Source organism: Marinobacter adhaerens HP15 (genome assembly GCF_000166295.1).
GTDB lineage: Bacteria > Pseudomonadota > Gammaproteobacteria > Pseudomonadales > Oleiphilaceae > Marinobacter > Marinobacter adhaerens.
This window is the reverse complement of sequence record NC_017506.1, coordinates 1765400-1788894: the sequence shown is the minus strand read 5'-3', so window position 1 is coordinate 1788894 and position 23495 is coordinate 1765400. Positions and strand designations below refer to the sequence as shown.

Below are 23495 nucleotides of genomic sequence, written 5' to 3'. Positions count from 1 at the left end.
CTCACGCTAATCGGAAAAGAACCGATCGTTTCCGATCTGCTCTGGGGCAATGCCAATGACGACGTCGAACGGCAACTGGCGACTCCGGGTGACGAAGTTGGTCGGTGGAGGTTCGAAACTGAAGCTTTGGTCGCAAAGCGAACATTCATATAGATCTCGAAAGCGAGCGTTCAGCCTGGTCAAAGTTGCGACAACGTTGGCAGGCGATCACGGCGAATTCGACCTGCCAACGCTTCAAAAAGCCAAAATTGCCGGCTTCCCTCGACCGCGCATTAAGCCGCCATTTTCCTGCGGTACCTGCGGCTACGAACAGTGTTGTTCAGTTGTCCGCAAGCCAGAGCCCAAAGCGGCGACACTTCCGGTTTGGCAGGCTTTCCCAGGCTGTGTTTGAGCAGCTGGTATTTCACCACCGACATATACGCCAGGGATGCCAAAGGTTTGTTTTTCCAGGTGATCGGGGACAGTTCCGGTGCGCTGTTTCGGCCGTTTTCCCAGTCTCTCGGCAAGTTTGGATCGATGGCCAGCGCCGTTGCGATGCCTACCATGTCCACGCCGCTACTCACGACCTGCTCTGCCACGGGCAAGCGGCGTACGCCACCCGTCACCATGACTGGCATTCTTGCGAAGGCCTGGATGTCTTTGGCGAATTCAAAGAAATAGGCTTCTCTTGCCAAGGTGCGGCCATCCCGGGCACCCCCGTGCATGGCAGGCGCCTCGTAGCTGCCACCCGACAGCTCGACCAGGTCCACACCCAGAGGGTTCAGCATGGACACAACCTGCCGTGCATCATCCTGACTGAAGCCACCTCGCTGAAAGTCGGCGGAGTTCAGTTTTACTGCCACGGCGAAGTCCGGTGACACCGCAGCGCGGATACCGCGAACCACCTCGATCAACAGGCGTGCGCGATTCTCAAGCGAGCCGCCCCACTGATCCCGGCGCTTGTTGGTCAGCGGTGACAGGAACTGACTGATCAGGTACCCGTGCGCGCCGTGGACCTCGACGCCCGTGAACCCGGCCTGCTCAGCCAGTCTGGCTGTTTCAATGAAACGCGCAATCACATCTTGGATCTTTTCTTCCGTAAGCTCTCGTGGCGGATTGAAATGCTTGGACATCTTGCCCAGATCGACGGATATCGGCGACGGCGCCCAGGTTTCCTGCGCCAGATCGCCCGGCATTTGACGACCGGGATGATTAATCTGCATCCAGAACTGCGCGCCCCGCGCTCGCCCGGTGTCAGCCCATCGTTTGAAGAGTGGCAATTGATCGTCGTTCTCCAGAACCACGCCGCCCGGACCGGTCATCGCCCGGCGGTCAATCATCACATTTCCGCTTATCAAAAGGCCGGAACCACCTTCGGCCCACGCCCGGTATAGCTGAATGAGGCCCTCCGAGGGGGCGAAATTCGAATCCGCCATGTTCTCTTCCATGGCGGCCTTGGCAATTCGGTTAGGCACCTGGGTGCCATTCGGGAGCAAGAGTGGTTGAAATACGTTCATGGGTCACCTCCTTAGGATGTGAGGCGACTCTATCCTTAAAGTCAACTTTAAGGTCAACAGGAAAATAAAGGTTGACCTTAAAGTTAGATTTAACCTTAAGGTGCTTCCCGCAACCAACACACATTGGGAGGTACTAGGAATGAGATTCACACACAGAGCAGCAGGGCTGGCACTGGCGCTTATGTCTTCACTGTCCCACGCGGAGACCACCATCATAGACATTGCGGGTTACGACGTACCCGTTATCGAGGACGGCCTCTACGATCGATTCCGTTCGAACCCGCCACTCTCGGTCATTGCAGAGGAATCGCCGGAAACCGATCTGAGCTGGTTTCGAACGCTGGAAAAACAGAAAGTGGATATTGGGTTTGAATCCTATTCACCAAATTTTTACTATGAAAACAGCAAGGTGACGGCGATTTTTACCGCCGATCTGGACCGTCTCACCTCGCTCATGCCCGAAGAGGTGCGAGAGCAGGTTCAACCCTTAAGTATCTGGCCAGGCAGGGGGTTAGTAGCGCTGACGGGCTACGCCTATCACTACTGCGACAATGACTCTTACAACGAAATCTCGCTGGCGATAGTCACTACCAAGCCTGGCAACGCCAACAGGGGCCCTATCAGCCTCTTCCGGCAGTCCCGAAATGCAGATTTCTGGGGTTATGTTCTCAAGCTGCCTGTGGATACTGAACTGGCGCGGGTACGCGGTGTAGTCGGATACAACCTGCCCAAATGGCTGATAGGCATTAACTACCGGATGAGCGATCACTCGGTGACCTTTGAAGTGATGGACCAGAAAAGCGGAAAACTGGATTTTGTATTTGAGACCGAACGATTGGAGGATGTTTCCGAAGAAGAAACCCTTGTGACTAACAGCTTCATTAATATTGATCAGGATGGGCGCCTGGTCTATGGCCACGCCGATTCACGCCAACTCAAACATGGTTCGACCATGGATGACGAAGCCGTCAATCTTGAGTTGGGTGAGGGTGAGTTCTCGGACTTTATTCGCAGCTTGGATCTTGGTGAGATGGTCCGATACGACTACGTTCCCAGCTTTCAGAGCGCACTTTACGCGCCAAAACCACTGGCTTCCCTGAACGACTGAGGTCAGTGCTCGGGCTTTCCCAGACCATACTGGGAAAGCACCCGTTTTGCGTTGTCGGCACAATCCATGTCCTCCGGTTTGGCCTCAATATCCGCCAGAACATCCAGCAACTGGGCTTTACTGGCAGCCAGCTTCTGCTCCATGTCCTCAATATCCCGAACCTTCTGGTGGAGTGATTGCAGAAGAAAACTGTGGTCCCACGCTTCCATGTCCGACGGAAGCAGAGATCTCAGCTCATCCAGACTAAATCCAGCCTGTTGCGCCGTGGTAATAAGCTTCAGCACGGTGACCGCTTCGGGCGGATAGCTGCGATAGCCGTTTGCCTTGCGTTGCACGTTTTTCAGCAATCCGATGTGTTCATAAAAGCGGATCTTGGAAGGTGCCAGCTGCGTGAGCTTGGCAATTTCACTGATTTTCATGCGTGCCTGCCAGTTAAAGATTAACGCGTGATTTAACTTTACCAATTGCTGCGGCAGGCGCCCAGTTGTCTGTCACTACGCGGTCATGTTATTCGAATCTCAATGCCCGTTTTTGTTTAGGGATTGCCTCGGATGCGGAACGGTCGCAAAGCGAACATTCGGATCGGCATGCAAACCCAGCGGCTATCGAAGCTGGCTATCCTTACTGCCCCTCCGATTGATACCGCTAGCCCGGGTATTCCGCTTTTCATGGGCCGACTGGCAGTCAATACAAAGCCGAACTCCGGGAATCGCCTTGCGCCGGGCCTCTGGAATTGGCGCGCAACATTCATCGCATTTCGCGGCACTCTCACCCACGGTAAGCTGGCTGCGAGCGCGCTCAATCTCGTCTTCAACGCTTGCGTCGATCTGTTCCTGAACCGAACCATCACGTGACCATCCACCTGCCATAGCCTCACCCCAGAAAGATCAGATGACTGAACCCATCAAATGGTTGCGTCCGAAAGCGGACGCTCCACGATTGCCGATTTCCCCTTTTCGCGTTTCAAGCCGGTAGATCGTCAGTAAGACCTTTCCAGCGCCGTGGAATCCTCGTGGGCATGCCTGATCCGACGAACTTTCCACCAGATCGACAGCATCACGACGGGTACCAGTACCGACATCACCGGTGTGACAACATCGTAAATGAATGGAATACCCTTCAGGAAATAGCCTGAAAGACTCACGACGTAATATGAAATTGCTGCCACAGACAGGCCTTCAACCGTTTGCTGAAGACGCAATTGCAGCTTGACTCGGTTGTTCATCGACGCCAGCAAGTCCCGATTCTGACGTTCCAGTTCGACATCGACCCAGGAGCGCAGCAGTGAGATGTTTCGGGTCAGTTCGTCGGAGAGCTTGGCCTGGCGCTCTTTAACCGAAAGGCAGGTTCGCATCGCAGGAGCAATACGACGCTGAAGGAAATCCCGCCAGGTGAAGTATCCCGATACGCCCTCCTCCACTAGCGTTGCCAACCTCTCTTCAACAATCTCGTAGTAAGCCCGGCTGGCGCCAAATCGATAGAGATTCGCAGCAACACAGGCCTCCAGTTTTGCACCCAGACTGGTCAATTCTGACAGAAGGGAATGGTTATCACGCCGCGCTTCCGAGTTCGTAGACATCTCATCAGTCATCATGGCCAGTTGTGACTCCATGCTTCGCAGCTCCGTCGTCATTGACCTGGTCAATGGCAACGACAACAAGGCTAAGGTCCGGTAGGTCTCGATCTCCAGAAGGCGTTGCGCCAGCGCCCCCGCTCGTGCGGGTTTTAAATCACGCGCAAGGATCAGGATGTGCGTCAGGCCGTCTTCATCCTGTCGGAAATCGGTGAGGATGGCAGCGTCCCCACTTTCTACCAGCGAGTAACAAAGGCAGGAAGGATCGAAGCGATCTACCTCCTTCTCAGTATCCGAATTCCATGGAAGAAACGTCAGGCGCACGCCCGATACCACCGGGCCGGGAGGTATGAATCCATGCTTGAAAGGATTCTCGCCGCGCGGTTCTCCGGTTTCGGGATCAAGCTCGGCACACCACAGATACGTGGAATACTCCGAGTGCTTTTCGCAATGCAGGCCTCCGTCTTCCCAGGTCAAGCCATGAAAGGACGTAGATTGGTCAGGCTCAGCCACGTGGAGACGCCCAGACAACTCATTCATCGCCAACTTATCCTTGGTCAGATTTCCTCCCGTCATGAAAGCGAACTGCAACATCTCCCTCGGGGCCTGAATCATGAGGTGTGGGCGTGCATGCACTTCGTTGACGGCCGCAGCCCTATCGGGATAGGCCGGCATTCCATACACGGTGTCGGTTGAGGCCGGCTGATCGTTCGGATGGTGGGTCGACTCGGTCATAATGACCTCAGGTTGACTGGTTGAGAGAATACTGAGTGGGGCTCTACTAACACTATAGCTCACTACGCGAAGGTGCACCCCGTGAGCGATTACGACGCGATGTAACATTTGACCAAAGAACCGGGCCAAGGCAGGGAAAGTTGCCGTCTGATGGCCTATACTTGGTAGTGAAGAACTCTAAAGCTATCGCGCCCCCACGATGACACCACACTCTGGACGCGTTCAGCGGACCAGGAGGTGTTTCTTGCAGCACTCAGCGGACATGCCCGCCAGCATTACCACGACGCTCACCTATCTGGTCAAGCACGACGCGAAGCCCTATGTGCATACCGAAGCCCTGACCGGTGACAGTGAACCGCACTACTTTGCAGAACAGGAGGAGCGCGACGTCACGATATACAACGGCCGACCGCTGGTAGACAGCCTTTCTCTGGACAAGCAGGGGTTCGAACTTCATCGGCGGGACACGGTGGTCGAGGACCTTTACGACGATACGTTGGTGGAAAGCGTCTACTATGCCGAAGTCGAGGCTTTGATTAAAGAGCTGACGGGAGCGAGCCGCGTCGTCATCTTCGACCACACCCGGCGTAGCGATGCCGAGCAACGGGGCATTCGCGGCCCGGCCAGCCGCGTGCATAATGACTACACCGAGCGCTCAGGGCCTGAGCGTGTGCGCGACGTGCTGGGCAGCGAACAGGCCGACGCTCTGGCGGCAATGCCGGTAGCTCAGATCAACCTATGGCGCCCCATAAATGGGCCCGTCAAGCGTTCGCCGCTGGCGCTGCTGGACGCATCGACGCTCGACTCCGATGACCTGCTGGCCACCGACCTGGTCTACCCGGATCGTATCGGTGAGATCTACCACCTGGCCTACAATCCGCGCCAGCGCTGGTACTATTTTCCGGACATGCGCCGTGACGAAGCCTTGCTGATCAAAGGGTATGACTCGCGTCACGACGGCCGTGCCCGCTTCACCCCCCATACGGCCTTCCAGGACCCCAATACGCCGCCAGGAGCCCCGCCTCGAGAGAGTATCGAGGTTCGCACCCTCGCCTTCTTCGGCTAGATTTTGAACACTGGCGATGCCCTCCCCCGTACAGCTCCTGACCGGCTTTTATGCCGACATGGCGAAGTCAGGTAAAACGAATTCACCGATTTCCTCAACGACCTCGCCGGCAGGTCGTTGGCCGTATTTCAGATTGATAATCACATGGTTTACGCCGATCTCCTGCAAGATGTGTAGTAGCGCAATAAGGCGATGCCGTCCCAGTTGATACCCCAAGTGGATCGGCCGTGGTGGTGTCTGCGGGTTATCTGTCAGGTCGAGATAAAGTGACTGGCTGAAGGGTTTGAACAGCTCGCCACATTCATCACGAACCGCCGTGCGCCAGTTCTCGACAACCACTTGCTGGGACTTCGGGGGACGCGGATAACTGATCCACCCATGACTGTAACGGGCGATCCACTCCAGCGTCTGACGGCTATGGCCGGTAACGAAGAAAGGAATTTCCGCCGTGGTCGGCTTGGGAATCAAATCGGCTCCCTCAAGCGTGCCGCCGGACCAGGTTATAGGCACGAAACTGCTGAGCTGTACCTCGCGAAATACCTTGAGGTATTCGCGGAACAGGCTGCCGCGTTGCTCCGGGTCGACACCGAATGCCGGGAACTCTACTGGACGGTCACCGGAAGCCACGCCGAGTAACAGACGGCCACCACTGAGCTGATCGACACTCGTTGCGGCCTTGGCAGTGTGCAGGGGATTACGGATTGGCAGGATGACCGACGCGGTACCCAGCGCAATCGAGTGAGTATGTGCTGCCATAAAACCCAGGTAGACCCAGGGGTCGAACACCTGGCCCGAATCCCCGAAGCTGGGGTCGCGTAACGGCACGTCGCGAAACCAAAGGGCGGAGAAACCCAGCTTTTCGGCATTTTGGGCCAAGCTGACCTGGTCGAGCATACTCGGCGTATCGCCGGTAAAGGCTTCGAGGGGGAAGAAAAGGCCAAGGCTCAGGCGGCCTTGGCGGTAGGTGCGCTGAAAGCCAGGTTGTTGCTGATAGGGAATGGAATTCGGAGTAAACATACTCTGTCCTTCATTTGTCACTCCGGTTCGGAGGCAGGCACCTTTGCTTCCTTCTCCCAGCGGATCTCACTTCGACCCTCGTCGTAGACGAAGCGCAGGCTATCACCTTCCTCTATGTCGCCCCGCAACACGGCACTCGCAAGGCGCGTCTCGATCAGGGATCGGATCTGGCGACGAAGTTCGCGCGCACCAAACTCCGGCCGGTAGCCGACATCCGCCAAGTGGTCGATGAGTGAGTCGTCAAACTCCACCGTCAAGCCCTGCCCGTGCGCGATACGCTTCACGCGCTCGAGCTGCAGACCTACGATGTCACCGATTTGCTTGCGATCGAGTGCGTGGAACACGATGATCTCATCAATGCGGTTGATGAACTCCGGGCGGAGATAGCGACGAAGCACGTTCAACAGCTCCGACTTCAATTCCGCGTCGTCCTTGCGCTTGTCCTCCGGGGCCTCGATGTTTTCCCGGATAACATCGGAACCGATGTTGCTCGTAGCGATTATGATGGTATTGGTGAAGTCCACAACGCGCCCCTTGCCATCAGTGAGCCGCCCATCCTCGAAGACCTGTAGCAGCACGTTCTGGACATCCATATGTGCTTTCTCGAACTCGTCCAGCAGAACGACGCTGTACGGCTTTCTGCGCACCTTTTCGGTAAGCTGACCCCCTTCCTCGTGCCCTACGTACCCGGGAGGCGCCCCGATGAGGCGCGCGACCGTATGCCGCTCCATGTACTCGCTCATGTCAATACGGATCATCGCCTCTTCATCACCAAATACCGTTTCCGCAAGGGCTTTGGTCAATTCCGTCTTACCCACGCCCGTGGGTCCGAGGAAGAAGAAGGTTGCGATGGGACGGCGGCGGTCGCCCAGCCCGGCGCGAGAAAGGCGCACGGCATCGGATACCGCAGTTACCGCCTCGTCCTGACCGACAACCCGCTGATGTAGACGCTGTTCCATCTCCATCAGCCTCGTGCGCTCCTCAGTGGTGAGCTCTGCCACCGGAACGCCGGTGAGACGCGAAACGATCTGTGCCACATCTTCGACGTCTACCTGGTTAGCGCTAGTGCTCCGGGTCGTGTTCCATTCCTCGAGGCCTTGATCATAGTCGCCTTGGTGTTCTTCGATACGAGCTTCCAGCGCGCTCGCGCGCTCGAAATCCTTGCGGTTGGATGCGTAGTCACGTTCGCGCCGCAATTGGTCGATCTGTGCACCAAGCTCGTGAAGCTCCGGCGGCCGCGAAGTGCCACCGATTCGTACCCGGGCAGCCGCCTGATCGATCAGATCGATGGCCTTGTCCGGCAGGAACCGGTTGGTAACGTAGCGGTCCGCCATCTCGACGGCGGCGACAATCGCCTCGTCGGTGATCGTCACCTTGTGGTGGGCCTCCAGTCGATCCCTGAGCCCCCTGAGTATATTGATGGTCTGGTCAATCGTTGGTTCGGCGACGAACACCGGTTGCAGCCGCCGCTCCAGCGCTGCGTCTTTTTCGATGTGCTTCTGGTATTCGGCCAGCGTGGTCGCCCCGACCAAATGCAGTTCGCCACGCGCCAGTTGTGGCTTGAGAGTGTTTGCGACGTCCAGCCCGCCCTCACCCCCGGTCGATCCGGCGCCGACAATGGTGTGTAGCTCGTCGATGAACAGCACAATCTTGTTTTGGTGGGAAGTAATCTCGTCGAGGACCTGTTTGATCCGCTCCTCGAATTGACCACGATACTGGGAGCCCGCCACCAGCGAGTTGATGTTTAGCTCAACCACTCGTTTGTTCTGCAACAGGTCCGGTACTTCGTTGTGAACAATTCGCTGCGCCAGCCCTTCAACAATGGCGGTCTTGCCGACGCCCGGCTCACCGATAAGAACGGGGTTGTTCTTACGGCGCCGGGAGAGAACCTCGATCAGGCTCTCAACCTCGGCCGCTCGACCGATCACCGGGTCCAGCTTGCCCTCGTTAGCCAGTGCCGTGAGATCCCGACTGTACTTGTCCAGGGTGGGTGTGTCGCTTTGCTCCGGCAGTCGCCCCTCCTGCGCCCCCTTCCCGACCACCTGCACAGTCTTCTGCCGAAGACTGTGTGCAGAAAGGCCGTAACGGTTCAGCAAGTCGCTGGCCAGCCCCTCCTCCTCGGCCAAACCGATCAGAAGGTGCTCGGGACCAATGTACCCATGCCCAAGGTCTCTCGACGCCTGGAAGGCGTGCTGTAGCGCTGCTTTCACCCGTGGGGAAACTCCGATCTTTGCAGGCCCGTCCGTTTCGGGTTCGCTCGCACCTTTGGGTGTCAGTTGCTCAACCTGGGTCTTGAGGTCCCTGGCAGACAGCTGGTATCGCTTGAGCAGCGCCTGCACCACATCGTTATCGGCCAGCGCGTAAAGCAGGTGGCTGGTATCAATGAGCTGCGAACCCCACTCCGCCGCGGTAGCCGCGGCTTGCTGCAGAATCTGCTCGCTTTGCTCACTAAGCAGGTCACCGAGGGCGATCGATTCGCTATCCTGCGGCCGGCCATTCTCTCGACTGGCGACACTGCCAAAGCCGAAATCCTCGTCTCGCGCCAGCCGCTCGAAGAAATCGTCGGAGTGCAGCCCGCTGCCAAACAGGGATTCAAACGGAGAGGCACTTCGTGCTCTCAGGCGCAAATAATCCGTTTGGCATACGTTGAGGGTGCGTCTTCGACCGGCCTGTGAAACGGTTACCTGCAGAGCCGCAGGGCGTTGCCGGCAGATATCGCAGGATACTTGCGGTGATTGTTCCGCGCTCTTGCCCATGTTCCCTCCGTAGTACTGTTGTGTGGCTTACAACAGTCGTATGGGAACGGCTAAGCCTTGGAGAAGGGGCGGAGCCCAGTAAAGTCTGGAAGGGGGCAGAGCCCGGGAGAAGCTTAAATTTAAGTATAGTTCGAGGTGGATCGAAAGCAAGGCGGCACGAAGGAATCAGGGCCACACTGTTCCCCGAGGCGAATTACAGCGGTTGGTCTAAGGTTAGAGGACGAATCTCCGATTTTCGGCCCAAGGACATAACTGATGACTGACTACTTTGTTCAGGCGTTTATATACCTGGTGGCGGCGGTCATCGCGGTGCCGCTGGCCAGGCGGCTCGGGCTGGGGTCGGTACTCGGTTACCTGGTGGCCGGTGTCGTCATCGGACCGGTGACCGGGCTGGTGGGCCAGGAGACGGTCACCCTTCAGCATTTTGCCGAATTCGGCGTGGTGATGATGCTGTTCCTGGTGGGGATGGAGCTTGATCCCAAATCTCTCTGGGCCATGCGGGTCCGGCTGCTCGGCCTCGGCGGCCTGCAGGTCACACTGACCGCAGCCGCCGCTACCGGCTTTGCCTGGTCGTTGGGGATGGCCTGGCAAACCGCCGTGGCGGTAGGGTTTCTCTTCTCCCTCTCCTCAACCGCGATTGTGTTGCAGACGCTGACCGAAAAGGGTCTGGTCAAAACCGAAGGTGGCCAGAGTGCCTTCTCGGTGCTGCTTTTCCAGGACATTGCGGTGATTCCCATGTTGGCCGTCATCCCGCTGCTGGCCGTGTCCGGAATCTCCGCCACCGATGCAGAGCACGGACACAGCAGCCTGAGCCTGGTTGAGAACCTGCCGGGCTGGGCACATGGGCTGGCCGTTGTCGGTGCGATCGTGCTGGTGATTGTCTGCGGCCATTACCTGAGCCGGCCACTGTTCCGCTACGTGGTGAAGTCCGGCATGCGGGAGGTATTCACCGCCACGTCCCTGATGCTCATTATCGGCATCGCGGCGCTCATGAGCCTGGTAGACCTGTCACCGGCACTTGGCGCATTCCTGGCCGGTGTGGTGCTGGCCAACAGCGAATTCCGGCACGAACTGGAAGCCAATATCGAGCCGTTCAAAGGGCTGCTGCTGGGGCTGTTCTTCATTACCGTGGGCGCGGGAATCAATTTCGGCGTTCTGGCGGAGTCCTGGGATATCGTCCTGCTTCTCGCCCTGGCGGTGATCATTGGCAAGGCACTGATTCTGGTTGTTCTGGCCCTCGCCTTCCGCATCCGCAGCAGTGAAGGCTGGCTGTTCACCCTCGGGCTCGCCCAGGCCGGTGAATTCGGGTTTGTGCTGCTGACCTACAGCACCCAGAACCGTGTGATCCCGGCGGACACCGCGCAGATGCTGTCACTGGTCGTGGCCCTGTCCATGTTCCTGACACCGCTGTTGTTCATTGTCTATGAGCGGGTGGTGCTGCCCCGCTATCAGAAGGCCTCCAATGAAGAAGCGGAGCCGGATGAGATAGAAGAGCAGGCGCCGGTGATTGTGGCAGGGGTCGGCCGCTTCGGGCAGATCGTCTGCCGGTTGCTTCGCGCCAACAACATTCCCAGCGTTGCCCTGGACCATGCCCTGGAGCAGATCGAAAACCTGCGGCGGATCCAACTGACAAGCTACTTTGGCGACGCCACCCGTATCCAGCTACTGGAAACCGCTGGCATTGCCGAGGCTCGCCTGCTCGTCGTCGCCATTGATGACCGCGACCGGGCCGTTAATCTGGTGCGTCATGTCAAACAGCTTTACCCGGAGGTCTGGGTACTGGCCCGCGCCTTCGACCGCGGCCACGGCTACGAACTGCGAGAAGCCGGCGCCGACGACGTAGTGAGCGAAACCTACTACTCCGCCCTGGCTCTCGGCGGCGATGCCCTCACCGCCATGGGTGTCCACCCCGAACGCGCTCGCCGGATGACCCAATCCTTTGTCGCCAGCGAAAAAGCCAACGAAGACCAACTGTTCAGCGCCTGGCGCAACATCCAGGAAGGCATCCATTTCAGCCCACGCTACGGGGAGCTGTTCATGAAACTGGACGAGTCACTGGGTCACGCCATGCGGGAAGACGCACGGCGAATCGAGGACGAAACACCGTCGTGGACACCACCGAGGAACGACGGCTGATTACTGGCGATGTCAGCCCAAGCCGAGTCAGAGGTGCTTGCCGAGGTTCCCAACACGCAGCAGTTTGGTCAGATCCTCTGCCGGCACCGGTCTTGCAAACAGGTAGCCCTGCATAAGCCGACATCCGCTTTCACGCAGCAATCGGCACTGCTCCGGGGTCTCCACGCCTTCGGCGATGACATCCAGACCCAGGCGTTGGGCCATGGCGATGATGGCGTCGGCGATCGCGGCACTGGCCGGATCACTGGTGATTTCGCGGACGAACGACTGGTCGATTTTGAGCGTATCGATCGGGAAGCGCTTCAGGTAGCTCAGGCAGGAGTAACCGGTGCCGAAGTCGTCCAGCGCGATGCTCACGCCGTAATCCTTGAGGCACGTCATTGTCGTGATCGCAGCATCGACGTCCTCCATGAGCATGCTTTCGGTGATTTCGAGTTCCAGATGTTCCGGGTCCAGGCCGGACTCTTTAAGTAGTTGCACCACCCGCAGAGCGAGGTCTGCGTGGCGGAACTGCCGGGCTGAGAGGTTCACGCCAATGCGTCCGGGCTTCAGGTCACTTTCACGCCAGAGCCTGTTCTGCTCGCATGCCGCTCGCAGCACCCACTCCCCTATCGATTCGATCAGGCCGGTCTCCTCCGCAATAGGGATAAAACGCGCAGGCGAAATCATACCCTTGTCGGGGTGATGCCAGCGCAACAGTGCTTCAGCGCCAACGGGCGCGCCGGTGTCCACGTCGATACGGGGTTGGTAATGTACGCTGAACTCGCCGTACTTCTGAGCACCGCGCAGCGCTGACTCCAGGAACAGTCGCTCCGGATCCCGGTTGGCCGTGGCAATGGCATAAGCCTGGTGCATGTTGCGCCCCCGGCCCTTGGCACAGCGCAGCGCTGAAGAGGCGTTCTTGAACAGCTCTCCCGAGTCCGTTCCGTCGGTTGGATAGGCGGCAGAGCCAATGCTGCAGGTTAGGCAGATCTCCTGATCGTCGATCCGCAAGGGCTCGGAGACTGACTCAAGGATGCGTTGAATCCAATACTCGGCATGGAGATCCTGCTGCGTATCTGTCGTGTACATGATCGCAAATTCATCCCCGCCAATACGGGCCACGGTCGCGGGTGTTTCCGCGCATGCGGACAGCCTCTCGGCGATGGCGCGAAGCACCTCGTCTCCGCCCGCGTGCCCCAGGGCGTCGTTGACCAGCCCCAGGCGGTCGAGCCCGACAATCAGAAGCGCCACAGACGAGTTGCTGTGTTGCGCCGACTCGATGGCCTGTTCGAGGCGTTCGTGGAGTGCAGTCCGGTTCGGCAACCGGGTAAGGCCGTCGAATCGGGTTAGATAGTGGATGCGCTCCTCGGATGCCCTACGGGCCGTGAGATCGTCGACATAGGAGAAGCTGACGGGCTCACCTTCGTACTCGATGTAGGTGGCGGTTACCTCGATGGGGATCAGTCCCCCGTCGCTGCGGCGGGCGAGTGACTCAAGTCGTGCCGAGCCCTGCGCCTTCAACTCGTGCAAATGCTCCCGCCATACCCCTTCCGTCATGGTGGGATCGATATCGGAAAGCAAGCGTCCTGTAAGGTCTTCGCGGGCGTACCCGAGCATGTCGCAGGCCGCGCGATTGGCATAGCGTACCCGCCCGTCGGCATCGATCTGGAACATTGCGCCCCGCGCGTGATCCACTGCGAACTGGGTCAGCCGCAGCTCCCGCTCCGCCTGCCTGCGCTCCGTGATGTCGCGCCCGGAAGGTACCAGATAGGTGACGTTTCCGTTGTCGTCGTAGACCGGGTGCAGGGTGAAATCCATGGTCCGCACCCGGCCATTGAGATCAAGGATAGGCACGTCAAAGCGGGACGCAAGGCCCCGGCCGGCGGCCCGTATCGACTCACGCAGACGTTGCCGGCTCTGGTCCGAGAACCGCCACCAGGGGGTGGCATCGAACGGTCGGCCCAGCACCTCCTCGGCTTGTGCGCCAATGGCATCCAGCGCAGCCTTATTGGCGTATGTGAGCACGCCATCGACGGTTAGCAGACCGGCGAAGACCGACGGTGACAGCCGGTCCATGACCTCATGCATGTGGTTTTCAGTCATTGTATTGTCCCCACGAATTTACTGTTTGCGACGAGTTTCAGTGCCGGATCTTTCACTGATTGAAGATGGAAATTGATAGCACTGACTTCAGTCTCAAGGGACTCCGGTGCAACGGATACGGTAATCGGAAGCTCAACTCTCTCCCTTGCTCCTACAGACACAGGCGCTGCAGAGCTCAGTTGCAGGCCGTCCACTCCAGACACACCGATGTTATAACTCTGACTGTGCTGGCTCTTGTTGAGGATCTTCAATACATAACTGTTTTCGATATGGCCTTGCGTGTTGTATCGAAACAAGCCACGGTCTTTTTCGATATCAAGTGTCAGCATTGGTCTGGAGACGAAAGCCCAGGACAACGCTGAAATCATTGCGAGTAGAACGACGGCGTAACCGAGCATCCTTGGCCTGACAATACGCAGTCCACCTCCATTCAATGCCCGCTCGCTGGTGTAGCGAATCAGCCCCGTACCGTAGGCCATTTTTTCCATGACCGAATCACAGGCGTCAATGCACGCCGCACAGGCTATGCACTCCATCTGCAGGCCATCGCGAATATCGATACCCGTAGGGCACACCTGAACGCACATCTGGCAGTCGATACAATCACCCAGCCCTTCCGACTTGTAATCCGCCCCTTTCTTCCGGGGGCCTCTGGACTCGCCTCGCGCTGCATCATAGGTAATGACCAATGAGTCCTGATCCAGCATGGACGACTGGAAACGGCCGTAGGGACACATATGCAGGCACACTTTCTCACGGAGCCATCCTGCGTTGGTGTAGGTTGCCACCGTGAAGAAAAAGACCCAGAAAAGAGCCGTTGCCCCAATATCCATGGTAATCAGATTGGGTAGCAGTTCCCGGATGGGCGTGAAGTAACCAACGAACGTCACGGCTGTCGCAAGGCTGATCAGCAACCAGAGCGTATGCTTCCGGGCGCGTTTGAAAAACTTGGCGATGCTCATTGGAGCCTGGTCAAGTTTGATGCGCTGGTTTCGGTCGCCCTCGGTGACTTTCTCTGCCCACATGAATATCCACATCCACACGCTTTGGGGACAGGTATATCCGCACCAGACCCGCCCGGCCAGCACGGTCAAAAAGAATAGCCCGACTGCGCATATGATCAGGATTGCTGACAGGAGAACCAGATCCTGAGGCCAGAAGGTACTGCCGAAAATATGGAACTGCTTCTCAGAAAGGTCCCATAAGACCGCCTGGCGGTCTCCGCTGGTTAACCAGACCGTTCCAAAATACAGAGCAAACAGGAGTGCTCCACCAAGGATTCTCAGTCGCCTGAAATAGCCCTTGAAACTGCGGGTATGAATTTTATCCATGAGCGTGGGGCGGTCAGGAACGGTATCAATATTGCGAAGCGGGATATTCTGGCTCATTACTCACTTACAGTCGTTCTATCTGACAGTGAGGTTATCCAGTTCCACGGGATCGGTGCAGGCTCAAATTTTTAATTTTTAATAGGGACAGATGGGCCGTCAGGTAAGATACAGCAACTCTGGTAGTTGATTCAGGGCGCGGATTCTTCGCTCATCCCAGGGATGGGAAAAGCTGATCCTCAGACAATTGCCATACTTACCCGATGCGGAAAAAAGTGGGCCGGGCGTGATCACAACACCTGCGTCAAGCGCCTTGGGGTATACAGCCAGGGTGTCGACCGTTGCAGGCAGTTCCAGCCAGACCGCCAGGCCGCCCTGGGGCGCCGTCACTCTTACCGACACCGGCCATGCGAGCAGTGAAGCCAGTAGCCGGTCGCGTTGCTCACTCAGCACCTTTCGTTGCCTGCGGAGATGGGCGGACAGCTCACCTTCTTCCATATAGGCCGCAACGCCCTGTTGTAAGTAGCGGCTACTGGCCAGTTGAGTCACCATTTTCAGGTGCAGTATCCGCTGATGCCAGCGTGCCCCTGAAATCCAGCCCAGCCGCAGGTCCCTGGATAACACCTTGGAAAACGAACTGCAGTGGATGACACGATTGTTCTCATCCAGCGCTTTAAGAGTGTCGGGAACCCGGGAAAACCCCGACTCCGCGTATATATCGTCTTCGATAACGGCCAGATCGTACTTTTCCGCCAGGGCCATCAGTCGTCGCCGGGGAGCCTCGGACATCAACGCCCCTCCTGGCGTAGCAAACGCCGGAGACACGACGCATGCCTGGATGTTCCAGCGCCCCAGTGCTTCTTCAAGGGCGTCCATATCCATACCGCTTGCCGTGGAGGTTGGTATTTCCATAACTTGCAAACCGAGTTGTTCCAGCAGTTGCAGTACCCCATAGAAACCCGGCGATTCCACGGCAACGACGTCCCCGCGCTGACAGCAAGCCATGAGCGCCAGGAACAAGGCATGTTGACAGCCCGAGGTTATACATAGTTCATCTGGCGTCACTGGCCACCCTCGTTTAGCCAGCAGAAGCCCAAGCTGTTCCCGCAATTTCAGATCGCCTGCAGGCTTGTCGTAATACTGGAAGTCGGCGCCACGCTGCCTCCGAAGCGCTCTCCCAATGGCTCGGTTGAGGCTTACGATTCCTGGTGGCAATTCGCCGGCATGCAGTTTGGGGAGAAGATCGAACGCCGCATTTCGATCCATAATGTCCAGCAGTAAATCACTAACATTGACGGGGCGCGGCGCTTCAATACGGGAGGTGGTTCTCGGCGGTGCAGTGGCTTTAGGCGCCAGGGTAACGAAATGGCCTGCCTTTGGCCGAACCTCCAGAAACCCCTGTGCCTCAAGTCGCTGCAGGGCATGCTGGACTGTGGCTTTTGACACGCCCTGTTGTGCACATATCTCCCGAATGGATGGCAGACGATCACCCGACTTCCAGCGACCGTCAATGATGCCTTGCAGTATCCACTGCTCCAGCTGCTGATAGCGGTGCGTTTCTTCAGCCAAAGAGAGTCTCCCCCAGAACTTGGTGTGGACCATGCCATCATCGGCGTAATAAATGCAGTAACCCCCATTTCTCATGGGTTTACAGGCAGTGAATAGGCCACCATGGCCAACTTCAGTTCAAGGAGGCCCCTGCCCACTCCAGATCGACTCATAGGGTTACTTAATTTTGTGCTCGTCTGACCACATCCGCAACTCATCCAGAATCTTCAATGCACTGCGCCCGAAGTCCGTCAACTCATAGGTCACCGCCACTGGCCGGTCGTTGATGACTTTTCGCACCACCATCTGTCGGGCTTCCAGCTCCTTCAACCGTTGATCAATCATCTTCTTGCTGGCGCCGCCCAGCATGCGAGCCAGATCATTGAAGCGCACAGGGCCGTCTTTCAGGTGAAAGATGATCGATCCCGTCCACTTTCCTCCGATAATGCGCATGCCGCGCTCAATGGCGCAGGGTTCCAGGCAGACGTTGACCGCGGTTTTGCGGCCCTGAGCGTCTGTTTCTACATGGCTGCCCATGACTCCACCCCCAAATAAATAGCAGGTTACTAAAAGTATACTAATTGATCGCATAGTACAGGTAACTTTAATATACCTGCAATGGATAGGTTACCTGAAAATTCAACGAACCGGAGGCTTTCATGAGCAACGTTCTTATCATCAACGCTCACCATCACTATTCCTTTGCGGAAGGCAAACTTAACGGCACTCTGGTGCAGATAGCCGATGAACTACTGACTGCCAAGGGCCACAAAACCCGCATAGTCGAAGTGGACAACGGCTGGAACGTGGACCAGGAACTGAAAAACCATCAGTGGGCCGACATCGTGATTCTGCAAACCCCTGTCAACTGGATGGGTGTGCCCTGGACATTCAAGAAGTACATGGACGAGGTGTACACCGCTGGCATGGGCGGCGCCCTGTGTAACGGCGATGGCCGAACAGAGGATGCACCCAAGTCGAATTACGGCACCGGCGGCACACTGGCGGGTAAAAAGTATCTGATATCGCTGACGTTCAACGCGCCGCAAGAATCGTTCGACAATCCCGACGAATATCTGTTCCAGGGCAAAAGCGTGGACGACCTGCTGTTCCCCATGCACATGAACTTCCGGTTCTTTGCCATGGAACCGCTGGAAACCTTCGCCTGCTACGACGTGATGAAAAACCCGCAGGTTGAGAAAGACTTCCAGCGCTTTACCCAACACCTCGAAGCACATATTCCAGGATAAGACAGGAGCCACCATGCCGACGAAAATCTATGCAAGCCTGCTGCTGTTTACCCTGTTCGCGTCGGCTTCCACCGTAGTGGCCGCAGAGGAAGAGCCTCTCAACCCTGCCCATATCGCATCGCCTGACTACTACACTGTGCTGAAAGGAAACGACGAAGTTCTGGTTTTAAAAATGGTGCTTGAGCCAGGCGAGTCCGACGCGATGCACCGGCACCACGATGAGACGGTGTATTTCCAACAGGGCGGCCAATTGAGCATTCAAACTCTTAATGGCGACACCTTGGAGGCCGAAGTGCCAGACGGGCATGTCATGTGGCACGAGGCTTGGACTCACCGGGTAACCAACGTCGGCAACAACACGGTGATTGCGATCATCGTCGAAAACAAACCGGGAGGACAACGCCATGACTGAACAACATTCCGTTCACTGCGACTGTGGCGCCGTGGAAGTCACCATGACAGGCGCCCCAAAAGTACACGGCTATTGCCACTGCGAAGACTGCCGGGACCTGCTTCAGGTGCCCTATCATTCGGTTCTAGCGTGGGAAGCGGATCAGGTGGAGATTGCGCATGGGGCCGATTCAGTGAACACCTTCCAGCACCCGACTAAACGCATGACGCGGGTTTTCTGCCGGGACTGCGGCGAGGTGCTGTACAACACCAACGCCATGGGCTGGAAGTTGGTCTCACAACTGCTGGTTCTGAAAACTCACGACCACACCCTTCCGGAGAGCTATCAGCCCAGCAGTCATTTTTTCTACGACCGCAGAATCATCAACATTGATGATCCGCTGCCGAAGCGATGACATCTGCGTTTTCCAGCCACCTACCTGAGGTTAAAAGATAACTGGAGCATAACCCGGAGAGATGAGTAAGGGCGGGCAAGTTTCAGGCCCGCCTTTCAAGCTTTGAACGTTCGCTTTTGTTTAGCAGCGTTTCTCGCCAAGCCATCTGAAAGCGCTCGTCCTCCCCTAGCTCGCAAGCGGCGCAGCTTCCAATACCCTGAGGACCCGTACGCCATTTTAAGTACTTTGCGTGGAAAAGTTTGACCAACCAATGACAAAGACATGGCTGGGCTTTTTTAAGCACTTTGTGTTGAAAAAGGTTCTTAAGTTGTTGATTCAGCGATTCAGGGATTTAAGCGGTTAGGTTGGTCGTCTAACCGCTCCACAGCCATCTCCCTGCCGGCAGGCTCTGTCAAAGCCACAGCAGAACCAGCATCAATGAAACGCTAACCCCGGAAGCAAATGCAGTCCTTATCAGGTTCCATCGTACCCAGCGATTTTCAAAAGAGCGCCGTTCTGAGGCAAGCATGAGTTCATCCATGTCGTCCACATTCAACATTTGTAGGGCGTTATTGAGCGGAACATTAATCAGGAATGTTGGTAGTTGGACCCCGAGGGTATAGACGACGGCACTGGCAACTACCAAGGTTGGCACAAGGCCGTCGTTCTGCAGGACTGCCAGAATCGCCGCTGCCACTAAAGCAAAGACGGATCCGATCCATACAAGACCAAAGACGGGATGACCGGCCTGGATCACGCCGTCGATAGCCTGAAATGCGCGAATGAATTCCTTATCCGTTAAGTTTCCAATTCCTGGCATAACAACCGATGCAAAGGAAAAGACAAACCCAGCGGTTAAGGCAGCTAGCAACGTAGCCACGATCAGTGCGAGTTCAAGCAAAGTCATAATATGGCTCCTGTCAGACGGGCAATGAACGTTAGTTGGTTCAGGTACAAGCCAATTTTCGTGGAACCATGTCGGATGTTATTGCCGCAGCATGCCAAAGTTTTTGCCGAGGGCGACAAATTCAAACACAGCCTCAACCAATCCATAGTCGATAGGACTTTTGAGTCTGTTCTGCTCAACGCTTGAAAGCCGTGTACATCCGCCCTGCTCCGTCTATTGCGGCCTCACAGCCAATGGCAGCCGCTCTCGAATGAACTCGGCTAAAGCTTTTGTATGCGGTGGCACACCTACCCGTGATGGCATCAACAGACTGAGGCTTGCGTACTGGGATACCCAGGCTGGCAATACCCGAACGAGCTGGCCGGCTTCAACGGGTGCTCTGCAGACATAATCAGGCAATGCAGTAACGCCCAGGCCATCGATTGCGGCTTGCCTAATTGTCGACATATCCTCTGAGCAAAGTGCGATATGGGTAGTCTGATGGGTACGAAGACCATCTTTGTGCTGCAAGGGAATCGCCTCTTTCGCGCCGGCTCTCCCCACCTTTAAGAAACGACAACTGGCGAAATCATAAGGTGTTTGCAGTTGTTCTAGTTGCTCCAGATAACCAGGCGAGCAATAAAACTGCCATTCCACATTCGCGATAAACCGCTGTATCAAACTCGAATCAGGCAATTCACCACTGTGCCCGCGAATAGCGATGTCTACTCCCTCAGTAATCAAGTCGATCATGGAGTTGGTGACGCGTTGTTCGATAAGCACGTTCGGGTGCAACCTGGCGAAATCAGTCACGATATCGAACAGAACAAATTGCGCCACACCCAGCGAACAACTGATCACAACCTTTCCTGAAAGCCTTCCACCTCTATTGTCCATTGCTGCTTCAGCCATTTCGAATTGGTCAACGAGCTTTCGAGCATGCTGGTAGAAGCTCTTCCCTTCTTCGGTAACGGCGACATTGCGGGAACTTCTCTGAAGCAGCCTCACACCAAGGCGCTCCTCCAGCTGAGCAACATGTCGGCTCAGTCGCGACTTGGGCATGTCCAATGCCTTTGCCGCTGCGGTGTAACCCTTCTTTTCAACAACATGCACGAAATAGAAGTAGTCGTTCAGGTCAATGCTCACACTAGCGTCCTATATATGGAACGTATAGTTCATATTTTAGCCATTTTTGTTTAGATACCAAGCTGCTAGATTATTTTCAGATCACATATGGAACGGAGAAAGACTATGGCCTATCAGGTTGCTCAACAACATGGCTCGATAACAGCTCTTGCCCCGGTAAAGGGGAGTCCACTGAGTGTCGGCTCAGGGTTCACGGGTGTGGGTTTTCGCCACGGGCAGTTTTATGGGGCCATGGATCCCTTCATCATGGTGGATCACTACACTATGACGGCACCTACCTTTGGCGCCCACCCTCACGCTGGCCTCTCGGCAGTCACCGTTTTGTTTGAAGATACGGAAGGCAAATTCAACAACCGCGATTCGCTGGGGAATGACTTCGACATTAACCCTGGTGACCTCTACTGGCTGAATGCGGGCAGCGGTGCCGTTCACGACGAGGCACCGCGAGAAGGCGCCACGATTCATGGACTACAGGTTTTCGTTAACTTGCCCGGCCGCATGAAGCACCAGGCGCCAAGCTCCCTGCATGTGAAGCGAGAAGACATGCCGACCCTGAACGGCCCGGGCTATCGTGTGCGGCTGGTTCTTGGCCGAAGCAACGGGGTCGAGACGGACGCGGCGTCGGTATGGCCAGCCACTATTCTTGATGGTTTTGCTGACAAAACATCGTTATTCGAACACCGCATTCAAACGGGCTTCAATGCCTGGATCTATTCAGTTGAAGGCGACATCGAATTTCACGTGCGCGGCGAATGGTTCACGCTCCACCAGGGAGAGTCCAGCGCGATTGATGGTGCAGAGGGCGAGGCACTCACGATACGCGGAAAGTCTTCATCAAGCAGCCATTTTGCGGTGCTCTCGGGTGAGACAATCAATGAAAATTTCGTTCAATACGGACCGTTTGCAATGAGCACTCAACAAGAAATCGATGAGGTGGTTGCTCGTTATAACGCGGGAGAGTTGGGGAGCCTTGTATGAAAGTATTAACGTTTGCCGCGACCAACAGTCGCAAATCCATCAATAAACAACTCGTGAAATACGCTGCGACCAAGCTGGCGAATGCTGAGATCGATTATGTTGAGATTAATGATTTTGACTTGCCGATCTACAACATCGACCTGGAGGAGCAATACGGCATTCCTAAGTGCGCGCATGCCTTCCAGGCCAGGATCGAACAAGCGGACGTGATTCTGGTTTCCTTTGCCGAGCACAATGGCAATTTCACTGTAGCGTTTAAAAACCTCTTCGATTGGATGAGTCGAATTGGCCGGAACGTCTACCGTGACAAACCGATCGTGATGCTCGCCACGTCTCCGGGGCCCGGTGGCGGAAATACCGTGCTGAAGCTTGCTGAAACCGCTGCTCCCTTTTTTAATGGCAAGGTCGTTGGCAGCCTCAGCATTCCAAGCTTTTTCGATAACTTTGATGTCGATCGCGGCGAGCTGACGAATAGCGATCTGGTTGAAAAGCTTGAACAGGTATTGAGTGCCTTTGCTTTTGAACCCCGGGCCACCTAACGAGCCTCAGCTTGGACACTGAATTCAGGGTTTTATTTGATGGTTGATCAGCAGATTATTCTGAAGCCTCACTTTAGCCAGGTCCACGAACGAGCGAATTTTGGCGCTCGCTCTCAACCCCTCAAGGTAAACAATATTTATCGGTATGGGTTCGGGTTCGTGTTCCTGGAGAATTCGTACTAACGAACCGGTTTGGAATTCCTCTCCAACTTGATATGACATTAGCCGCGTAATTCCGTAGCCGCTCTTTACTGCAGAGATTGCAGAGTCATTCTGATTAAATTGGAGGCGCGGCGAGACTCGTACAGAAGTCTTGCCCTCAGATGACTCAAACCACCAGGTCGTTGATGGTTCTACCGCAGAAGACTGGATAATCTGGTGATCAGCAAGGTCAGCTGGATGATTTGGCAGGCCATGTTTTCTTAAATAATCCGGAGAGCCACACACTACCTTTTGGACATTCCCAACCCTGACAGCGAACTGGCTGGAGTCTTTCAGGTTGCCGATACGGATTGCTACATCCAGGCCCTCATCGAGAATATTGCTCACTCGATCGTAGAAAGCTGCCTTCACCTGGATTTCCGGGTGTCTGTCGAGGAACTCAATAAGGATGGGAACAATGTATTTTCTCCCAAACAGCACAGGCGCTGTCACAGACAAAATGCCCTTTGGTTCCCTGTAAATCCCCAATAGCGCCGACTCGACCTCCTCAATTTCCTCCAGAATTCTCTTGGCATCCTGAAAGTAGCGGTTACCAGACTCAGTCAAACGGACACGCCTGGTGGTGCGGTTGAATAAGCGAACGCCCAACGAGCCCTCCAACTGGGCGATTGCACGGGTAACAGCCGGGGCTGACATGTCTAGCCTCTGGCTAGCCCCTACGAAGCTTTCGCGTTCGGCGGCCTCCACGAAGACGCGCATCAATGCAATCTTATCCATACAGCGGCCATCCTACCGAATTGTTAATTTCACAATGCGTAATAGTGAATTGCTCTATGCACCAATTATTAATTGATTCTGAAATTTTAATATCGATGCTCCTTAACGAAATCAACAGGAGAAA

At 56.1% G+C, this 23495-nt stretch carries 21 protein-coding genes; 8 read left to right on the top strand and 13 right to left on the bottom strand.

The features are described 5' to 3' along the window. Nucleotides 1-272 precede the first annotated feature (272 nt). Entirely contained in the window at nucleotides 273-1496 is a 1224-nt protein-coding gene (locus tag HP15_RS08470) for an NADH:flavin oxidoreductase/NADH oxidase family protein (protein WP_041645212.1), read from the bottom strand. Nucleotides 1497-1677: 181 nt separating this feature from the next. Here HP15_RS08470 and HP15_RS08465 point away from each other — a divergent pair, with 181 nt between their 5' ends. Next, nucleotides 1678-2604, top strand: a complete 927-nt coding sequence (locus tag HP15_RS08465; RefSeq protein ID WP_014577080.1) for a hypothetical protein — start codon at nucleotides 1678-1680, stop codon at nucleotides 2602-2604. 2 nt (nucleotides 2605-2606) lie between these two features. On the opposite strand, the gene HP15_RS08460 is transcribed toward HP15_RS08465, so the two are convergent. The 3 genes from HP15_RS08460 to HP15_RS08450 form a co-directional block, all read right to left on the bottom strand. Next, nucleotides 2607-3023, bottom strand: coding sequence for a MerR family transcriptional regulator (locus HP15_RS08460; RefSeq protein WP_014577079.1), 417 nt, complete (start codon nucleotides 3021-3023; stop codon nucleotides 2607-2609). A 183-nt stretch (nucleotides 3024-3206) separates the two neighbouring features. Continuing rightward, complete coding sequence (locus HP15_RS21925; protein WP_014577078.1) at nucleotides 3207-3473, bottom strand: DksA/TraR family C4-type zinc finger protein; 267 nt, start codon at nucleotides 3471-3473, stop codon at nucleotides 3207-3209. Between the two features lie 110 nt (nucleotides 3474-3583). Beyond that, nucleotides 3584-4912 (bottom strand): DUF3422 family protein, encoded by a 1329-nt coding sequence (locus HP15_RS08450; RefSeq protein ID WP_014577077.1) that lies wholly within the window; start codon nucleotides 4910-4912, stop codon nucleotides 3584-3586. Between the two features lie 244 nt (nucleotides 4913-5156). On the opposite strand from HP15_RS08450, the gene HP15_RS08445 reads away from it, so the two are divergent. Beyond that, entirely contained in the window at nucleotides 5157-5978 is an 822-nt protein-coding gene (locus HP15_RS08445; RefSeq protein ID WP_041645210.1) for a CmcJ/NvfI family oxidoreductase, read from the top strand. Nucleotides 5979-6026: 48 nt separating this feature from the next. On the opposite strand, the gene HP15_RS08440 is transcribed toward HP15_RS08445, so the two are convergent. Then, on the bottom strand, nucleotides 6027-6995 hold the full coding sequence (locus HP15_RS08440; protein WP_014577075.1) for an LLM class oxidoreductase: 969 nt from the start codon (nucleotides 6993-6995) through the stop codon (nucleotides 6027-6029). A 17-nt stretch (nucleotides 6996-7012) separates the two neighbouring features. After that, the gene (locus HP15_RS08435) at nucleotides 7013-9751 is read right to left on the bottom strand and encodes an ATP-dependent Clp protease ATP-binding subunit (RefSeq protein ID WP_014577074.1); all 2739 of its coding nucleotides are present in this window, start codon (nucleotides 9749-9751) and stop codon (nucleotides 7013-7015) included. Nucleotides 9752-10006: 255 nt separating this feature from the next. On the opposite strand from HP15_RS08435, the gene HP15_RS08430 reads away from it, so the two are divergent. After that, nucleotides 10007-11887 carry a monovalent cation:proton antiporter-2 (CPA2) family protein gene (locus HP15_RS08430; RefSeq protein ID WP_014577073.1) on the top strand — a complete coding sequence of 627 codons (1881 nt, stop codon included), beginning with the start codon at nucleotides 10007-10009 and terminating at the stop codon, nucleotides 11885-11887. A gap of 27 nt (nucleotides 11888-11914) precedes the next feature. Here the strand turns inward: HP15_RS08430 and HP15_RS08425 are convergent, their stop codons facing one another. The 4 genes from HP15_RS08425 to HP15_RS08410 all read right to left on the bottom strand — a co-directional run bounded on the left by HP15_RS08425 (nucleotide 11915) and on the right by HP15_RS08410 (nucleotide 17385). Next, nucleotides 11915-13972: a putative bifunctional diguanylate cyclase/phosphodiesterase gene (locus HP15_RS08425; protein ID WP_014577072.1), complete on the bottom strand. Its 2058-nt coding sequence runs from the start codon at nucleotides 13970-13972 to the stop codon at nucleotides 11915-11917. Beyond that, the gene (gene ccoG, locus HP15_RS08420; protein ID WP_014577071.1) at nucleotides 13969-15360 is read right to left on the bottom strand and encodes a cytochrome c oxidase accessory protein CcoG; all 1392 of its coding nucleotides are present in this window, start codon (nucleotides 15358-15360) and stop codon (nucleotides 13969-13971) included. Before ccoG ends, HP15_RS08425 begins: the two co-directional genes overlap by 4 nt. A gap of 99 nt (nucleotides 15361-15459) precedes the next feature. Further along, entirely contained in the window at nucleotides 15460-16869 is a 1410-nt protein-coding gene (locus HP15_RS08415) for an aminotransferase-like domain-containing protein (RefSeq protein WP_041646203.1), read from the bottom strand. 156 nt (nucleotides 16870-17025) lie between these two features. Further along, nucleotides 17026-17385 (bottom strand): winged helix-turn-helix transcriptional regulator, encoded by a 360-nt coding sequence (locus HP15_RS08410; protein WP_014577069.1) that lies wholly within the window; start codon nucleotides 17383-17385, stop codon nucleotides 17026-17028. Between the two features lie 122 nt (nucleotides 17386-17507). On the opposite strand from HP15_RS08410, the gene HP15_RS08405 reads away from it, so the two are divergent. Genes HP15_RS08405 through HP15_RS08395 form a run of 3 tightly spaced genes read left to right on the top strand, consistent with a single transcriptional unit; the run spans nucleotide 17508 to nucleotide 18904 of the window. Beyond that, nucleotides 17508-18098 carry an NAD(P)H-dependent oxidoreductase gene (locus tag HP15_RS08405; RefSeq protein WP_014577068.1) on the top strand — a complete coding sequence of 197 codons (591 nt, stop codon included), beginning with the start codon at nucleotides 17508-17510 and terminating at the stop codon, nucleotides 18096-18098. Nucleotides 18099-18111: 13 nt separating this feature from the next. After that, nucleotides 18112-18510 carry a cupin domain-containing protein gene (locus HP15_RS08400; RefSeq protein ID WP_014577067.1) on the top strand — a complete coding sequence of 133 codons (399 nt, stop codon included), beginning with the start codon at nucleotides 18112-18114 and terminating at the stop codon, nucleotides 18508-18510. Next, on the top strand, nucleotides 18503-18904 hold the full coding sequence (locus tag HP15_RS08395) for a GFA family protein (protein WP_041645209.1): 402 nt from the start codon (nucleotides 18503-18505) through the stop codon (nucleotides 18902-18904). The genes HP15_RS08400 and HP15_RS08395 overlap by 8 nt, the downstream gene beginning before the upstream one ends. Before the next feature lie 391 nt (nucleotides 18905-19295). Here the strand turns inward: HP15_RS08395 and HP15_RS08390 are convergent, their stop codons facing one another. Together HP15_RS08390 and HP15_RS08385 are read right to left on the bottom strand one after the other, a co-directional pair. Then, a complete protein-coding gene (locus tag HP15_RS08390; protein WP_169702151.1) occupies nucleotides 19296-19790 on the bottom strand; it encodes an anthrone oxygenase family protein in 495 nt (164 codons plus the stop codon). Between the two features lie 213 nt (nucleotides 19791-20003). Further along, complete coding sequence (locus HP15_RS08385; protein ID WP_014577063.1) at nucleotides 20004-20915, bottom strand: LysR substrate-binding domain-containing protein; 912 nt, start codon at nucleotides 20913-20915, stop codon at nucleotides 20004-20006. A gap of 105 nt (nucleotides 20916-21020) precedes the next feature. On the opposite strand from HP15_RS08385, the gene HP15_RS08380 reads away from it, so the two are divergent. Then, nucleotides 21021-21893: a pirin family protein gene (locus tag HP15_RS08380; RefSeq protein ID WP_041645207.1), complete on the top strand. Its 873-nt coding sequence runs from the start codon at nucleotides 21021-21023 to the stop codon at nucleotides 21891-21893. After that, entirely contained in the window at nucleotides 21890-22432 is a 543-nt protein-coding gene (locus tag HP15_RS08375) for an NADPH-dependent FMN reductase (RefSeq protein WP_014577061.1), read from the top strand. Before HP15_RS08380 ends, HP15_RS08375 begins: the two co-directional genes overlap by 4 nt. Nucleotides 22433-22456: 24 nt before the next feature. Here the strand turns inward: HP15_RS08375 and HP15_RS08370 are convergent, their stop codons facing one another. Then, nucleotides 22457-23371 carry a LysR family transcriptional regulator gene (locus tag HP15_RS08370; RefSeq protein ID WP_041645206.1) on the bottom strand — a complete coding sequence of 305 codons (915 nt, stop codon included), beginning with the start codon at nucleotides 23369-23371 and terminating at the stop codon, nucleotides 22457-22459. Between the last annotated feature and the right edge of the window lie 124 nt (nucleotides 23372-23495).

Excerpts from the sequence above, each read along its gene's own strand:
- HP15_RS08470 (WP_041645212.1), bottom strand. The coding sequence starts at position 1,496 with ATGAACGTATTTCAACCACTCTTGCTCCCGAATGGCACCCAGGTGCCT.
- HP15_RS08465 (WP_014577080.1), top strand. The coding sequence starts at position 1,678 with ATGTCTTCACTGTCCCACGCGGAGACCACCATCATAGACATTGCGGGT.
- HP15_RS08460 (WP_014577079.1), bottom strand. The coding sequence starts at position 3,023 with ATGAAAATCAGTGAAATTGCCAAGCTCACGCAGCTGGCACCTTCCAAG.
- HP15_RS21925 (WP_014577078.1), bottom strand. The coding sequence starts at position 3,473 with ATGGCAGGTGGATGGTCACGTGATGGTTCGGTTCAGGAACAGATCGAC.
- HP15_RS08450 (WP_014577077.1), bottom strand. The coding sequence starts at position 4,912 with ATGACCGAGTCGACCCACCATCCGAACGATCAGCCGGCCTCAACCGAC.
- HP15_RS08440 (WP_014577075.1), bottom strand. The coding sequence starts at position 6,995 with ATGTTTACTCCGAATTCCATTCCCTATCAGCAACAACCTGGCTTTCAG.
- HP15_RS08435 (WP_014577074.1), bottom strand. The coding sequence starts at position 9,751 with ATGGGCAAGAGCGCGGAACAATCACCGCAAGTATCCTGCGATATCTGC.
- HP15_RS08430 (WP_014577073.1), top strand. The coding sequence starts at position 10,007 with ATGACTGACTACTTTGTTCAGGCGTTTATATACCTGGTGGCGGCGGTC.
- HP15_RS08425 (WP_014577072.1), bottom strand. The coding sequence starts at position 13,972 with ATGACTGAAAACCACATGCATGAGGTCATGGACCGGCTGTCACCGTCG.
- ccoG (WP_014577071.1), bottom strand. The coding sequence starts at position 15,360 with ATGAGCCAGAATATCCCGCTTCGCAATATTGATACCGTTCCTGACCGC.
- HP15_RS08410 (WP_014577069.1), bottom strand. The coding sequence starts at position 17,385 with ATGGGCAGCCATGTAGAAACAGACGCTCAGGGCCGCAAAACCGCGGTC.
- HP15_RS08405 (WP_014577068.1), top strand. The coding sequence starts at position 17,508 with ATGAGCAACGTTCTTATCATCAACGCTCACCATCACTATTCCTTTGCG.
- HP15_RS08400 (WP_014577067.1), top strand. The coding sequence starts at position 18,112 with ATGCCGACGAAAATCTATGCAAGCCTGCTGCTGTTTACCCTGTTCGCG.
- HP15_RS08395 (WP_041645209.1), top strand. The coding sequence starts at position 18,503 with ATGACTGAACAACATTCCGTTCACTGCGACTGTGGCGCCGTGGAAGTC.
- HP15_RS08390 (WP_169702151.1), bottom strand. The coding sequence starts at position 19,790 with ATGACTTTGCTTGAACTCGCACTGATCGTGGCTACGTTGCTAGCTGCC.
- HP15_RS08380 (WP_041645207.1), top strand. The coding sequence starts at position 21,021 with ATGGCCTATCAGGTTGCTCAACAACATGGCTCGATAACAGCTCTTGCC.
- HP15_RS08375 (WP_014577061.1), top strand. The coding sequence starts at position 21,890 with ATGAAAGTATTAACGTTTGCCGCGACCAACAGTCGCAAATCCATCAAT.
- HP15_RS08370 (WP_041645206.1), bottom strand. The coding sequence starts at position 23,371 with ATGGATAAGATTGCATTGATGCGCGTCTTCGTGGAGGCCGCCGAACGC.